13 protein-coding genes are annotated in these 15,001 nt (G+C 30.1%); all 13 read left to right on the top strand.

Annotation, left to right across the window (positions count from 1 at the left end):
* Positions 1 to 2 precede the first annotated feature (2 nt).
* The 13 genes from MKD41_RS02430 (at position 3) to MKD41_RS02490 (ending at position 14,951) form a co-directional block, all read left to right on the top strand.
* Entirely contained in the window at positions 3 to 1,619 is a 1,617-nt protein-coding gene (locus MKD41_RS02430; RefSeq protein WP_240243860.1) for a hypothetical protein, read from the top strand.
* A gap of 79 nt (positions 1,620 to 1,698) precedes the next feature.
* Complete coding sequence (locus tag MKD41_RS02435; RefSeq protein ID WP_371824293.1) at positions 1,699 to 1,959, top strand: sensor histidine kinase; 261 nt, start codon at positions 1,699 to 1,701, stop codon at positions 1,957 to 1,959.
* A 5-nt stretch (positions 1,960 to 1,964) separates the two neighbouring features.
* Positions 1,965 to 2,633 carry a response regulator gene (locus MKD41_RS02440; protein ID WP_240243862.1) on the top strand — a complete coding sequence of 223 codons (669 nt, stop codon included), beginning with the start codon at positions 1,965 to 1,967 and terminating at the stop codon, positions 2,631 to 2,633.
* Between the two features lie 693 nt (positions 2,634 to 3,326).
* The gene (nusG, locus tag MKD41_RS02445) at positions 3,327 to 3,794 is read left to right on the top strand and encodes a transcription termination/antitermination protein NusG (protein ID WP_240243863.1); all 468 of its coding nucleotides are present in this window, start codon (positions 3,327 to 3,329) and stop codon (positions 3,792 to 3,794) included.
* Positions 3,795 to 3,823: 29 nt separating this feature from the next.
* Entirely contained in the window at positions 3,824 to 4,804 is a 981-nt protein-coding gene (locus MKD41_RS02450) for a sensor histidine kinase (protein ID WP_240243864.1), read from the top strand.
* A gap of 330 nt (positions 4,805 to 5,134) precedes the next feature.
* Positions 5,135 to 5,524, top strand: coding sequence for a GxxExxY protein (locus tag MKD41_RS02455; protein WP_240243865.1), 390 nt, complete (start codon positions 5,135 to 5,137; stop codon positions 5,522 to 5,524).
* Positions 5,525 to 6,096: 572 nt separating this feature from the next.
* Positions 6,097 to 6,528 (top strand): adenylyltransferase/cytidyltransferase family protein, encoded by a 432-nt coding sequence (locus MKD41_RS02460; protein WP_240243866.1) that lies wholly within the window; start codon positions 6,097 to 6,099, stop codon positions 6,526 to 6,528.
* 51 nt (positions 6,529 to 6,579) lie between these two features.
* Positions 6,580 to 7,695: a GDP-mannose 4,6-dehydratase gene (gene gmd, locus MKD41_RS02465; protein WP_240243867.1), complete on the top strand. Its 1,116-nt coding sequence runs from the start codon at positions 6,580 to 6,582 to the stop codon at positions 7,693 to 7,695.
* A 15-nt stretch (positions 7,696 to 7,710) separates the two neighbouring features.
* Positions 7,711 to 8,865 carry an adenylyltransferase/cytidyltransferase family protein gene (locus MKD41_RS02470; protein ID WP_240243868.1) on the top strand — a complete coding sequence of 385 codons (1,155 nt, stop codon included), beginning with the start codon at positions 7,711 to 7,713 and terminating at the stop codon, positions 8,863 to 8,865.
* Positions 8,866 to 8,901: 36 nt separating this feature from the next.
* Positions 8,902 to 9,849 (top strand): GDP-L-fucose synthase family protein, encoded by a 948-nt coding sequence (locus tag MKD41_RS02475; protein WP_240243869.1) that lies wholly within the window; start codon positions 8,902 to 8,904, stop codon positions 9,847 to 9,849.
* Positions 9,850 to 11,526: 1,677 nt separating this feature from the next.
* Positions 11,527 to 11,946 (top strand): adenylyltransferase/cytidyltransferase family protein, encoded by a 420-nt coding sequence (locus MKD41_RS02480; protein WP_240243870.1) that lies wholly within the window; start codon positions 11,527 to 11,529, stop codon positions 11,944 to 11,946.
* A gap of 54 nt (positions 11,947 to 12,000) precedes the next feature.
* Positions 12,001 to 13,326, top strand: coding sequence for a UDP-glucose dehydrogenase family protein (locus MKD41_RS02485; protein WP_240243871.1), 1,326 nt, complete (start codon positions 12,001 to 12,003; stop codon positions 13,324 to 13,326).
* An 83-nt stretch (positions 13,327 to 13,409) separates the two neighbouring features.
* The gene (locus tag MKD41_RS02490; RefSeq protein WP_240243872.1) at positions 13,410 to 14,951 is read left to right on the top strand and encodes a hypothetical protein; all 1,542 of its coding nucleotides are present in this window, start codon (positions 13,410 to 13,412) and stop codon (positions 14,949 to 14,951) included.
* Positions 14,952 to 15,001 lie beyond the last annotated feature (50 nt).

The raw sequence follows: 15,001 nt of genomic DNA on the forward strand, positions 1-15,001 counted from the left end.
AAATGATCCAATGCAAATTTAGACCCCATTTTTTTGTTATTATTAGCTGTTTAGTACTCGCTTCTTGTACTTCAAAAGAAGCATTAAAACCCTCAGAAAATAGTACACAAGATTCTATTCATATTTTTATGCAAGACATTAGAAATAATGATTTAGATTTTAAAACTAGGTTAAGTATAGCCAATAAAGCTTTTCAAAAATTAAAAAATAAAGAAGAAGATGGTAAAGATGCTCGTATTGAAGAAATTCTAGCCTATAAAATATATTTTTTTGATAATTTAAAACAGCTAGATAGTGTATTTAGTATAAATAAAACATTATTGCAATTAAATATAGAAAATAAAGATTCTTTAGCTATTGCAAGTAATTATTATAGATTGGCTTATTATTATTTTCAAACTGATAAAAAAGATAGTGCATTTATTGCGTATAAATTATCCAGTGACATTTATTTAAAATTGGGGGATAGTCTAAAAATTGGTGAGAATTTAATGCAAATGGCCATTATACAATCAGATCTTGGTGATTTTATCGGTAGTGATAAGACCGCAATACAAGCATTAAAATACCTTGATGATACGAATTTAGTTTATAAATCTGCTATTTATAATTGCATTGGAATTTCAGCAAAAAATCGAAAAAACTATAAAGAGGCAATCTATTGGTATAAAAAAGCTATTGAGAATTCCACTATAAGTAGTTTTAAAGCGGTAAGAAAGAGTAATTTAGCGGTTACATATCGGGTTTTAAAAGAATATGATAAGTCAATTGCTATATTTGAGGAGTTGCTAAAAGATGGTGACTTAGACAACGATACCAAAGCTAAATCTAGAGTTTTAGACAATCTTGCTTATACCAAATGGTTAGCTAATGAAAACGAAAATGTTATTGATGATTTACTTGCTGTTTTAAATACCCGTTTGGCAGAAAAAGATCTATTTGGACTTATTGCAAGTTATGATCATCTTACAGATTATTATACAAATAAAAATCCCGATATAGCACTTAGTTATGCAAATAAAATGTACAAGCAAGCGGTTATTTTAAATAGCGCTAGAGATAAGTTAAGTGCTATGCAAAAACTTATAGACTTAGAAACTTCTACTAGCAAGGCGAAAGAATATTATAATAACTATATTAAGTTGAGCGATAGTATAGTTGATGCGGAAAGGGCTATTTTAAATAAATTTGAAAAATTAAAATACGATAGCGAGAAAAACCGTGAAGACAATTTACAATTAAAAATTTTAATTTCAAAAAGGGAGTTAGAATTAGAAAAAGAAAAAACCAGAAATATAATTGGAGCAACTTTAAGTGGTTCAGTAGTTTTTGGCTTATTAGTATTTTTATATTATCGTAAACAAAAATACCTGCAAGAAAAAAGGACAGAAGTATATAAAACCGAAACACGTATTGCTAAAAAAATACATGATGAAGTAGCAAATAACTTGGTCAATATTATGAATAAAGTGCAATATACAGAAGAACCAAAAGAGTTACTTTTAGATGATTTAGAGAAAGTTTACTTACTTACAAGAGATATTTCACACCAAAATAATACTGTAGAAACAGGAGAGGAGTTTGAAAATTCTTTAAAAAAACTTACTTACAAGTTTTAATACAAATACTACAATTGTTATTCTTAAAGATATTCATAAAGTAGCATTAAATTTATTAAAGGAAGATAAGCAAATAGAAATTTATAGAGTATTACAAGAGCTTATGGTTAATATGCAAAAGCATAGTAAAGCAACATTGGTTGCCATTGCTTTTAAAAAAAATATGAATGAATACATTATAAATTATTCAGATAACGGAAAAGGAGTTGATTTAACAGGCCTAAAATTGCGTAATGGACTTAAAAATGTGGAAACCCGTATAAAATCTATTCAGGGAATTATTAATTTTGAATCATCTTTAAATAAAGGTTTTAAAGTCTTTATAAGTTTTAAAAAATAAAAGCTATGTTTCAAAAAGTATTAATTGCAGAAGATATGGACTTTATTAATAGTGGAATAAAGTCGCAATTGGCAGAATTAAATATTGCTCAAATTGAGTATGTGCAATATTGTGATGAAGCCTTACTTAAATTAAAAAGTGCTAAATTAAATAATGCCCCTTTTGATTTATTAATAAGTGATTTGTCATTCGAAGAGGATTATGTTGAGCAAAAAATAAAATCTGGAGATGAATTAATAAAAAAAGTAAGAGAAGAATTTTCGTTATTAAAAATAGTGGTATTTTCTGTTGAAGATAAAGAGTATAGAGTACAAAAGCTGTTTAATGAATATAAAATCAATGCTTATGTATGGAAAAGTAGGGAAGGATTAAGAGAGCTTAAAAAGGCGCTACTACAACTATTTAATTCAGACAAAATTTACATTTCTCCGCATATTTCCGGAGCAGTATCAAAACAAAAAACAATTGAAATATCAGAATATGATATTTTTTTAATAGAATGCCTTTCTAAAGGTTACCAACAAGAAGAAATTAGTACTATTTTAAAAGATAAAAATTGGTCGCCTACAAGTGTAAGTTCTATTGAAAAAAGATTGAAAATTCTAAGAGAACATTTTAATGCTAGCAACCCTACACATTTAGTTGCAATAGCTAAAGATTTAGGATTGATTTAAAAAGTTTCATTAAATTTAAGATGCTTACGGAAATCCGTACATTTATTATGGACTTTCAATTTAAATTTGTACAAGATTAAAGGAAGATTGTAAATTGAAAAAAGATTTAATAAACAAAGCCTTACAAATTTATGTAAGGCTTTGTTTTATTTAGGCATATTTTAAAGAATATATAAATATTAAAGAACAAGAGTTTTTAAAATTAAGTGTAGCGTTTTATATTTATAATTCGTATAGATGGTAATCAGTTTGTAAATAAACGGTTAGATTTGTATAATAAAATATATTTTTAATAAAATAAATGGGTTAAGCCATAAAGTTTTGTGAAATTTATTATATTTGTAATTGTAAAAAATAAGATTGCTAAATCTACGATATTACTTATTGTCGTTGTTAATTCATTTTAGAATTACAATAAAGGCTATTTTTAGAAATACGTCCATAAAATGGGAGTGTTTTTGGCGAAGCCATACCATAAAGTATAGTCTTAGTTATAATCTTTTTTTTGAAAAAAATAATAATTAATTCAATTACGGAAATCCGTAAGTTTTTATTGTTTTTTATGTTGAATTTTGTATTCGAAGTCATATTTAATTGTTGAAATAGATGTGAGTTTATGTGGCGAAGCCATGCCTAGACATTAAAATTATGAAACAAATAAGTAATCACTTTTCTTAGTTAAAACACACAGAGATGTATTGGTTTGTATTAAATGTTAAACGCAAAAACGAGATAAAAGTTGCAAGCCTTCTAGAAGCTGCAGGTTTTAAAGTTTATTGCCCTACTTATACTACTGTAAAAAAATGGTCAGATCGTAAAAAAAAGGTTACAAAACCTTTAATTGCCACTTATATTTTTATTAAAATTAAAGAGAAACATCGTGCAAAAGTTTTTGAAATTCCAGGGATTATAAGATACTTATTTTATTTAGGTGAGCCTGCCAAAGTCTTAAATAAAGAAATTAAGATTCTTAAAGATTTTTTAAAAGAAGGTGCTTCTGTACCAAAAATAGAAAATATAAAACCTGGAGACAATCATTTAATTACAAATGGACCTTTTAAAGGTAAAAATGGAGTAGTTCAAGAAGTTGGAAACAATAGGCTTCAAGTTGTTTTAAAAGAGTTAGGGATAAAAGTAACCCTTCAAAAAAAGAATCTTTAATTATTTTATAAATGAGATTTTAAAAATCCATGAACCAAGATTTACAACATATTAATACTGCACTTTTTTCAGATAAAATTAAAGTTTTTATAGATGAAAATATTCAAGATTTTATTGAATTAGACACTAATGGTTTTGTTCAAAGTATAAATCCATCATTGTGTGAGTTGGTTGGTATAAATGAAAATGAGGCTATTGGAACCCATATTAAACATATTCAGTTTTCAAAAGCTAAAGAAGGTTCAAAAGAACACAAAAATAAAAGAATTGAAAAAAATATTGAGTTATTACTTTCAAAACTAAGAACGCAATCTAAATTAAGTAGTAGTAAAGATGAGAAGATTGCAATTTTAACACACGATTTATTCAATCATTTTAATTCAATGTTAGGTTTTTTAACATTGTTAAAAGATAATATAAGAACCTATGAACTGGAAAAAATTGAAAAGTTTATACATATTATAAATAATTCAGCAACAAATGCAGCCGACCTTTTAAAAGATTCCTTAAAATGGGTGCGTTCAGAATCTGGTTTACTAAGTTTTAATTTAAAGCCGTATGTTTTCTGGAATATAGTGGATAATGAATTGTTAAAATTAAACGATTTAATAGCAGATAAAAACATTAAAATTGTAAATAAGGTTGATGTAAATGAGCTGGTAATTTGCGATAAGTATATGATTAAAACGGTTGTTAGAAATTTAATTACTAACGCCATAAAGTTTAGTTACAGCAACGGAGAGGTTTGTATAGATTTAAAAGAAACTAAAACGCATCAAATTATTATAATTAAAGATAATGGGGTGGGTATGCATAAAGAACAACTAGGAATTATTTTTGAAGTAACAGAAAATAAATCTACATCGGGAACAGAAGGTGAAAAAGGTACAGGTTTAGGTTTAATAATATGTAAAGCGTTTGTTGAAAAACATAATGGAACTATAAAAGTAACATCTGAACTAGGAAAAGGAACTCAATTTCAAGTTTTATTGCCTAAAGAAGTAGTATAAGAGAGGGATTAAAGCATAGCTGAGATGTTTGTTAAAAACAACACAAATGCGCATTCAGAAGCAGTATAAAGATGTTTTAAAAGTTTTATAATTACTAAAAAGAGCGGCAGTTCTTTAAGCGTTGAAAAAACAAATTTATGTGATTTTCGTGGCGGAGCCATGAAAAAATAAATAAACTAACAAATTTTTACAAAAATCGCTATTATGAAAAAAAATCAAATTGTTTTATTAGTATTACTTATTGTAATAACAATTACCTGGTCTTTTGCAGTTATTAATTTAATTTAAATCAGTTTAAACTAGAAAAAGAAAAGAACGTTTTAGAATGCCATGAGTAAATTATTATTTGAAGAAGAAAGCTTTAAAATTATAGGTGCTTGTATAGAAGTACATAAAAAATTAGGAGCAGGTTTTCTTGAAGAAATATATTATGAAGCTATAGAAAAGGAGTTTACAAATAAAAGTATTCCTTTTGAAAAAAATAAAAAATTAGACATCAGTTACGACGGTGTTCCATTAAAAAAACAATTTACAGCAGATTTTTTATGTTATAATAAAATTTTGGTTGTTGTAATGGTAGATAGTGTTATAAAAGAAGAATACATACATAAAACACTTAATTATTTAAAAGTTACCAATTTAAAATTAGCATTGCTCATTAATTTTGGAGCATCTAATTTAAAATGGAAAAGGCTTATTCATACTAATGTTAACCATTAGTAATATCTGTGAAATTTAGTTAATAGTATCCGTGAAAGTTAAATTAAAAGTTGACTTAGTTCAACCCTCCATGTGTAAAAACAATACTACACATGAATTATTCAAAATTTTATACAAAAAATCCAATTTACAAAGGGTTTTTAATGATTTTTTAGAAATACAAAGTCGTGTAAAACATTGTTGTAAATTATACTTTATAAAGCCATTATTAGTATTTTCTAATAATGGCTTTGCTATGTCCAAAAATTAGAGTTTTAAATACTTGAACAATTAAACAACATTTAGATAAATAACAACAGATTGCCACGTTCCATTGCATTTCACTCGCAATGACGGTTTCTATAATATTTCGTCATCCTGAATTTATTTCAGGATCTCATGAAGCCAAACTAAGAGTATAATTAGTATTTCATTAGAGAAAGATGCTGAATCAAGTTCAGCATGACGGTTTTATTTTGATTTAGTTATTAAGTAACAGATTGCCGCGTTCCATTGCATTTCACTCGCAATGACGGTTTAAAAAAAATTAAATTATTGAAAACTCAAAAATTCAAAAAATACATTCAATAAAAATGAGTAAAAAACCCAAAGCTATAATCGTTAGCGGTTATTTTAACCCAATACATAAAGGCCATTTAGAATATTTTATACAAGCAAAAGCATTGGCAGATGTATTGTTTGTAATTGTAAATAACGACTACCAACGCAGTTTAAAAGGAGCTAAAGAGTTTCAATTAGAAGATGAGCGTATGTTTATTGTAGATCATATAAAACCTGTAGATAAAACAATATTATCTATTGACAAAGACAGAACCGTATGCGCTACAATAGAAAAAATAGCAAAAGAATATGGAGATCGTTATACGCTGACATTTGCAAATGGAGGCGATCAAAATAACAATTCAATTCCAGAACGTCCTATTTGTGAAGCATTAGGGATTGAGTTATTAGATGGTTTGGGCGAAAAAATACAATCGTCTTCGTGGTTATTAAAAAAATCTTAATTAAACAAAACAACTATATAAAATCCGTTAATTTTAAAGGAATATTAAACAATGAAAAAGATTGCATTTATTACAGGAGTAACAGGGCAAGATGGCGCTTATTTAAGTGAGTTTTTGCTAAAAAAAGGCTATGAAGTACACGGTTTAAAACGTCGTTCTTCGCAATTTAATACAGATAGAATAGATCATTTATATCAAGATCCTCATTTAGATAATAAAAGTTTTATACTTCATTATGGAGATATGACCGATAGTACCAATTTAATACGATTGATACAAGAAATTCAACCAGATGAAATCTATAATCTTGCAGCTATGAGTCATGTTGCTGTTTCTTTTGAAACACCTGAATATACTGGAAATGCGGACGGTTTGGGAACTCTACGTCTTTTAGATGCTGTACGTTTATTAGGATTGGAAAAAAAGACTAAAATTTATCAGGCATCAACTTCAGAATTGTATGGGAAAGTACAAGAAGTACCACAATCTGAAACCACACCTTTTTACCCGCGTTCTCCGTATGCAGTTGCTAAAATGTATGCCTATTGGATTACCGTAAATTATAGAGAAGCATATAATATGTTTGCGTGTAATGGTATTTTATTCAATCACGAATCACCTATTAGAGGAGAAACCTTTGTAACTAGAAAAATTACCAGAGCTACAGCGCGTATAGCATTGGGCTTACAAGATAAAATGTATTTAGGAAATTTAGATGCAAAACGAGACTGGGGGCACGCCAAAGATTATGTACGTATGATGTGGATGATTTTACAAGCAGAAACTCCAGAAGACTGGGTAATTGCAACTGGTAAAACTACTTCGGTACGCGAATTTGTTCGCTTAAGTTTTGCTGAAGTTGGTATAGAATTAGAGTTTAAAGGAACGGGTGTAAACGAAAGAGCTGTAATAAAAGCTTGTAACAATAAAGACTATCAAGTAGCTATTGGAAAAGAAGTATTGGCTGTAGATCCTACCTATTTTAGACCAACAGAAGTAGATTTACTAATTGGAGATCCTACCAAAGCAAATACAAAATTAGGATGGACTCCAAAGTATAATTTACAAGAACTTGTAAAGGATATGATGCAAAGCGATTTAAAGCTAATGCAAAAAGATCAATATTTAAAAGATGGTGGTTATACTACTTTAAATTATTTTGAATAAAAAAATACGGTAAAAATGAAAAAGAAAGTATTTGTATCGGGGTGTTATGATTTATTGCACTCTGGCCACGTAGCATTTTTTAAGGAAGCCTCTTCCTATGGAGACTTGCATGTTGGTATAGGATCTGATAAAACCGTAGAAGAGTTAAAAGGACGCCTTACCATTAATAGTGAGCTAGAGCGTTTGTATATGGTAAAAGCAATCCGCTATGTTACCGATGCATTTATAAATTCTGGAAACGGAATTATGGATTTTGAGGAACAGTTAAAAGTATTACAACCAGATTATTTTGTTGTAAATGAAGATGGTTATTCACCCAAAAAGAAAGAGCTGTGTAAAGAATTAGGTATAGAATTGGTGGTTTTAAACAGAATTCCGAGTTCTGGCCTTCCAGAGCGTTCTACCACTTCTTTACGCAATGGAAATAAATCTCAATTACCGTATCGTATTGATTTGGCAGGTACTTGGATAGATCAGGTGTATGTTTCTAAATATGCACCAGGATGGGCAATTACACTTTCGTTAGAACCTGTTATAGAATATAACGAACGTTGTGGAATGAGTACTTCAACCAGAAATGCAGCAAAAAAAATATGGCCTTATACGTTACCTTTAGAAAAGCCAGAAAAATTAGCTGAAATTTTGTTCCGTTATGAAAATAAACCAGGGAATGAATTTGTTTCAGGAGCACAAGATGCTATTGGAATTTGTATGCCGGGTCTGGTAAGACATTATTACGATAATGATTATTGGCCAAAAAAAATAGAATCCATTCATACGGAAGAAATATTATGTTGGTTAGAAGAACATTTATATATGGTATTATTGTGGCCTCGCAAACAAGGCTTGGAGTTAATGCACAATACAGAAATTAATAAAACCAATGTAACACAATTAGCAATGGCATCGGAAGCGGTTTGGAACGCTATTTTAGCAAAGGATTTACAAGCATTTGCTAGCGCATTTTTAAAATCGTTTAAAGCACAAACAACCATGTTTCCTGCAATGCTAAATAATGAAATAAACGAAGTAATAGCTTCGTATAAAAATGAAGCCTTAGCTTGGAAATTAGCAGGAGCTGGTGGAGGTGGTTATCTTATATTAGTTTCAGAAAAACCGATTAAAGATGCCATAAAAATAAAAATTAGAAGAAAAAACACTGGAATTTAATACATTCACTTCGCAATTTTTTAAATTATAAACAGCATGAAGAAAGCATCAAAAATATACATAGCCGGACATAAAGGAATGGTAGGTTCTGCTATTTGGCGCGCTTTAACAGCAGCAGGTTACACCAATTTAATAGGTAAAACCAGCAAGGAATTAGACCTTCGTAACCAAGCGCAGGTTTATAAATTTATAACTGAAGAACAACCAGAAGCTATTATAGATGCGGCAGCTAAAGTTGGAGGGATTTTAGCAAATAGTAAAAATCAATACGAGTTTTTACTAGAAAATATGCAAATACAAAACAATTTAATACAAGCAGCACATACAAATAATGTGAACAAATTTATATTTTTAGGCAGTTCTTGTATTTATCCTAAATTGGCAGCACAACCTTTAAAAGAAGACTATTTATTAACAGACAGTTTAGAACCAACAAATGAAGGTTATGCCATCGCTAAAATTTCTGGAGTAAAATTGTGTCAATTTATACGCAATCAATATCAAAAAGATTTTGTGAGTTTAATGCCAACTAATTTATATGGCCCGTTCGATAATTTTGATTTAACAGCTTCGCACGTACTACCAGCAATGCTCCGTAAATTTTATGAAGCCAAAAATAATAACAATGCCACTGTAAATTTATGGGGAAATGGTACTCCAATGCGCGAATTTTTACACGTAGATGATTTGGCAAAAGCAGTACTTTTTACCCTAGAACATAAATTACCAGAACATGTTTACAATGTAGGTACAGGCACCGATGTTACTATAAAACAATTGGCTACAACCATTCAAAAAATAACCGGACATACCGGAACTATTGATTGGGATAGCAGTAAGCCAAATGGTACACCACGTAAATTATTAGACGTTTCAAAATTAAATAAGCTAGGTTGGCAGGCCTCTATAGAATTAGAAGAAGGTATAGCAACAACTTTTAAATGGTTTTTAGAAAATCAAGAAAATCTTAAAAAGAAAAATTAAAAGCACCAACGTCGTGCTGAATAAATTCGGTCACAATGACGGTTTCTATAATATTTCGTCATGCTGAATTTATTTAGCTCCGCTGAATCTTCGATTTCAGCATCTTATGAAGTAAACTAGGAATTAGTTGAAAGGTTTAAATATTAACGTCATTGCAAGAAAGGTACGACCGCGGCAATCTTTTGAATAATAGTTATAATTTTAAAAATCTTTTATTTTCATTTTTTCCATTGATGAAAAAACGAAACAAAAAAATCTAGTCTGATGATAATTTAATTGAATCTTACGGAAGTTACGCAGTCGACGCCAGACCGCTGCGCTATTTGGCTTACTCTTTCTGCTTCACTTCCTCAGATTACTACTTAAATTCTCATAGGACGGTTTCTATAATATTTCGTCATGCTGAACTTGATTAGCTCCGCTGAATCTTCGATTTCAGCATCTTATGAAGTAAACTAGGAATTAGTTGAAAGGTTGAATCACCGTCCGTCATTACGAGGAGCTTTTCGCGACGAAGTAATCTGTATCTAATGAAATAGAAATTAGCATTTAAGTTAACCACATGAGATCCCGAAATCAATTCTGCCTATCGGCAGGTTCGGGATGACGGTATAGAAAAGATTAAACAAAATTTAGATAAATAACAACAGATTGCCGCGTTCCATTGCATTTCACTCGCAATGACGGTTTAAAATCAATATTTATACGGCATATCGAAGGTTTATCGTAAAATGTGAAGTGAAATCGCAGATTCACGAACACAAATAATAAAATAAAAAGGGATAGTGAGTAAGACATCGTAAAATTTTAGGCTGTTTGAGCTAACAATAAATTTGATAGCTAGCTAAAAATATTAAAAGCGAGTTCCTAAAATTTAGATGTTGAACAAAACATTTAGATAAAGTTTCGTAAGCCTAGATTTTTTTGGTTCGTTTTTTTATCAATGAAAAAAATGAACAGAGCAAATGAAAAAAGTTAGAATATTAAACAAAATTTAGATTACCACATGAGATCCCGAAACCGTAGGTTCACGAACACCAATAATAAAATAATAAGGAATAGTGAGTAATCGAGTTCGGGATGACGGTTTTATTTTGATTTAGTTTTTAAGTAACAGATTGCCGCGTTCCATTGCATTTCACTCGCAATGACGAATTTAAAAACGTCCTATGAGAATTTAAGTAGCAATCTAAAGAAGTGAAGCAACGGGAGAAAGCCAAAGAGTGCAGCGGTCTGGCGTCGACTGCGTAACTTCTGTAAGATTCAATTAAATTATCATCAGACTAGATTTTTTTGGTTCGTTTTTTTATCAATGAAAAAAATGAACAGAGCAAATGAAAAAAGTTAGAATATTAAACAAAATTTAGATTACCACATGAGATCCCGAAACCGTAGGTTCACGAACACCAATAATAAAATAATAAGGAATAGTGAGTAATCGAGTTCGGGATGACGGTATAGAAAAGATTAAACAACATTTAGATAACATAACAACAGATTGCCGCGTTCCATTGCATTTCACTCGCAATGACGAATTGAAAGGCAGGAATGACATTTAGATATAGATAAAGTTTAAAAGAAACGTCATGCTGAATCAATTAGGTTCGCAATGACGGTCGTCAAAAACCTAAAACCAACAACCAACAACCAAAACCAGTAACTAAATTACCAAAAACAATGAAAATAGGAATTACTTTTAGCGCATTTGACTTATTACATGCCGGACATATAAAAATGTTAGAAGAAGCCAAAAGTCAATGCGATTATTTAATCTGCGGTTTACAAACCGATCCAACTATAGACAGACCAGAAAAAAATAAACCCGTACAAACGGTAGTGGAACGTTATATACAATTAAAAGGCTGTAAATTTGTAGACGAAATTGTGCCGTATACCACAGAACAAGATTTAGAAGATATATTACATTCCTTTAAAATTGATGTACGTATTGTTGGTGATGAGTACCAAAACAAAGATTTTACCGGTAGAACCTATTGCGAAGAAAATAACATAACTCTGTATTTTAACCATAGAGATCATCGTTTTTCTAGTACTAGTTTAAGAAATGAAGTACACCAACGCGAACAAAAATCATAAAAAGTTGTTTTTAAAAACAAGTAAGTACGTTATAATAAAAATTAAATAAATTATATGAAATTAGTAATTGTAGGAAGTGGATATGTAGGTTTGGTATCTGGAACCTGTTTTTCAGAAATGGGAAATAAGGTAATTTGTGTAGATACAGACAGCGCTAAAATTGAAAAACTTAAAGCAGGCATTATTCCTATTTACGAACCTGGTTTAGCACCTATGGTTTTAAAAAATTCCGAACAAGGAAATCTTTCTTTTACAACTAATCTAGCAACAGCACTTGTAGATGCAGCTATTGTATTTATAGCGGTAGGAACACCTATGGGCGACGATGGTTCGGCAGATTTACAATATGTATTGGCAGTTGCAAAAGAAATAGGAGCAACTATGCAAAACGAATTGATAGTAGTAGATAAATCTACAGTGCCAATTGGTACAGCAGATAAGGTAAAAGCAACCATACAAGCAGCATTGGATAAACGACAAGTAAACATACCGTTTCATGTAGTTTCCAATCCAGAATTTTTAAAAGAAGGTGCTGCAATTAACGATTTTATGAAACCAGACAGAGTTGTTATTGGTTCGGATACTAAAGTTGCAACCGAAAAAATGAAACAGTTGTACGCTCCATTTTGTATGTCGCACGACAGGTTTATAGCTATGGACATACGTTCTGCTGAAATGACAAAATACGCTGCAAATGCTATGCTAGCAACAAAAATTTCATTTATGAATGAAATTGCCAATATATGTGAGCACGTAGGAGCAGATGCCAATATGGTACGTACAGGTATTGGCTCCGATAAAAGAATAGGGTATAGCTTTATTTATCCAGGGGCAGGCTATGGAGGTTCTTGTTTTCCTAAAGATGTAAAAGCATTAAAAAAAATTGCTGCAGCACATAAGTACAATGCAAAAATAATAACAGCTGTAGAAGAGGTAAACAATGCACAAAAATTGGTAATAGCACAAAAAGTAGTACAGCGTTTTGGCAAAGATTTAACAGGACTCACGTTTGGTATTTGGGGCTTAGCCTTTAAGCCTGGAACTGATGATATGCGCGAAGCTCCTGCTATTTATGTAATTAAAGAATTGGTAAAAAGAGGCGCTACAATTAAGGCCTACGATCCTAAAGCTGTAGAAGAAGCCAAACTCATGTATTTAAAAGATGTACAACATATTAGCTATGTAAACTCTAAATACACCGCTATTGAAAATGCAGCCGCTTTAATTTTATTAACCGAATGGAAAGAATTCCGTTCTCCAGATTTTGAAGAAATTAAAAAACAATTAAAAACGCCTGTTATTTTTGATGGTAGAAACCAATACAATAGTTACAATTTAGAAGAAAAGGGTTTTGAATATTTTCAAATTGGGAAAAGATAAAATACGTTAAAAGAAGTTACCTTATTTTGAATTCATTAGAGAACACCTTATTAAAAATTTATTACAATATTTATTTACATTAAATGTCAACAGCTAATAGAGTAATAAAAAATACTGGATTTTTATATGCTAAAATGGGAATAACAATGTTTATTTCCTTGTATACTACCCGTTTAATATTAAATGCATTAGGTGCTTCAGATTTTGGTATTTATGCAGTAGTGGGTGGAGCAATTAGTATGTTGGGGTTTTTACATGCTGCAATGTCATCTGCTACGCAACGTTTTATGTCTTTTTATGAAGGGAAAGGCATAGTAAGCAAGCAAAAACAGATATTTAATGTAAGTTTAGTCTTACATTTTGGTATCGCATTATTTTTAGGAATTGTACTGTTGGTAGCTGGTTATTTCTTTTTTAATGGAATTTTAAACATACCACCAGATAGAATTTATGCAGCAAAGGTTGTATATGCTTCTTTAATTATAAGTACTATGTTTACTGTAATGTCTGTACCGTATGAAGCAGTGTTGAATGCGCACGAAAATATGCTCTATTATTCTGTTGTAGGAGTAATTGAATCGGTGTTAAAATTAACCGTAGCCTTTATAATTGTATATTATATGGGAGATAAGTTAGAGTTGTATGGTATGCTTATGGCATGTATCCCTTTATTGGTGTTAACTATTATGCGTATTTATTGTCATAAAACATATAAAGAATGTGTAATAGCTCCAAAACGTTATTGGGACAAAAGTTTACTAAAAGAAATGACATCTTTTGCTGGATGGAATTTAGTTGGTATTGGAAGTGGGATGATGGGTAATTATGGAAATGCAATTGTTGTAAATCATTTTTTTGGAACAGTGGTGAATGCAGCTTTAGGAGTTGCAAACCAATTAAATGGACAATTGATGGCTTTTTCCAATAATATGATGAAAGCTTTAAACCCCGTGATTGTAAAAAAACAAGGGGCAGGAGATGAGCAAACTATGATTTATTTTTCTTTGTTAGGAAGTAAATTATCGTTCCTTATATTGGCAATTTTTGCCATTCCTGTTATTATAGAAACACCTTATATTTTAAAATTATGGTTGAAGGAAATACCAGAATGGACTGTTCTTTTTTTAAGACTAGCATTAATACGTAGATTATTAGAACAACTTACTATAACCCTAGGTACATCGTTAAATGCTAAAGGTAATATAAAGGGGATAAATATATCGAGTTTAGTTTCTAATCTATTGCCTTTATTAGTGTTGTATCTTTTATTTTTAAATGGATTTCCAGTTTATTGGTTATATATTGTAACTATTTTTTTTATGGTTGGTTTAGGGACAGGATTTAAAGTTTATTTTAATGTAAAACTGTGTTCTCTTAAAATTTCAGATTTAATAAAAATAGTATTAATTCCTTGTACTTTTATTTTTACAGTTGCAATGTTATCTGGATTTTCAACTAATTTATGGTTAGATGAAGGATTTCTTCGTTTTGTCTTGTCAATTTTATTTTCATCATTCATGTTTATGTTTGCAGCTTATTTGGTCCTAGATAAAAAAGAGAAAACCATAGTTGAAGGATTAATACAAACAGTAAAGGGTAAAGTGTTTAAATTTAGGCATAAGTAATTTTTCAGAGCTAATTGCACTAGGAAATCCTTGTAAAGTAATAAAAGAAA

The organism is Lutibacter sp. A64 (assembly GCF_022429565.1).
GTDB lineage: Bacteria > Bacteroidota > Bacteroidia > Flavobacteriales > Flavobacteriaceae > Lutibacter.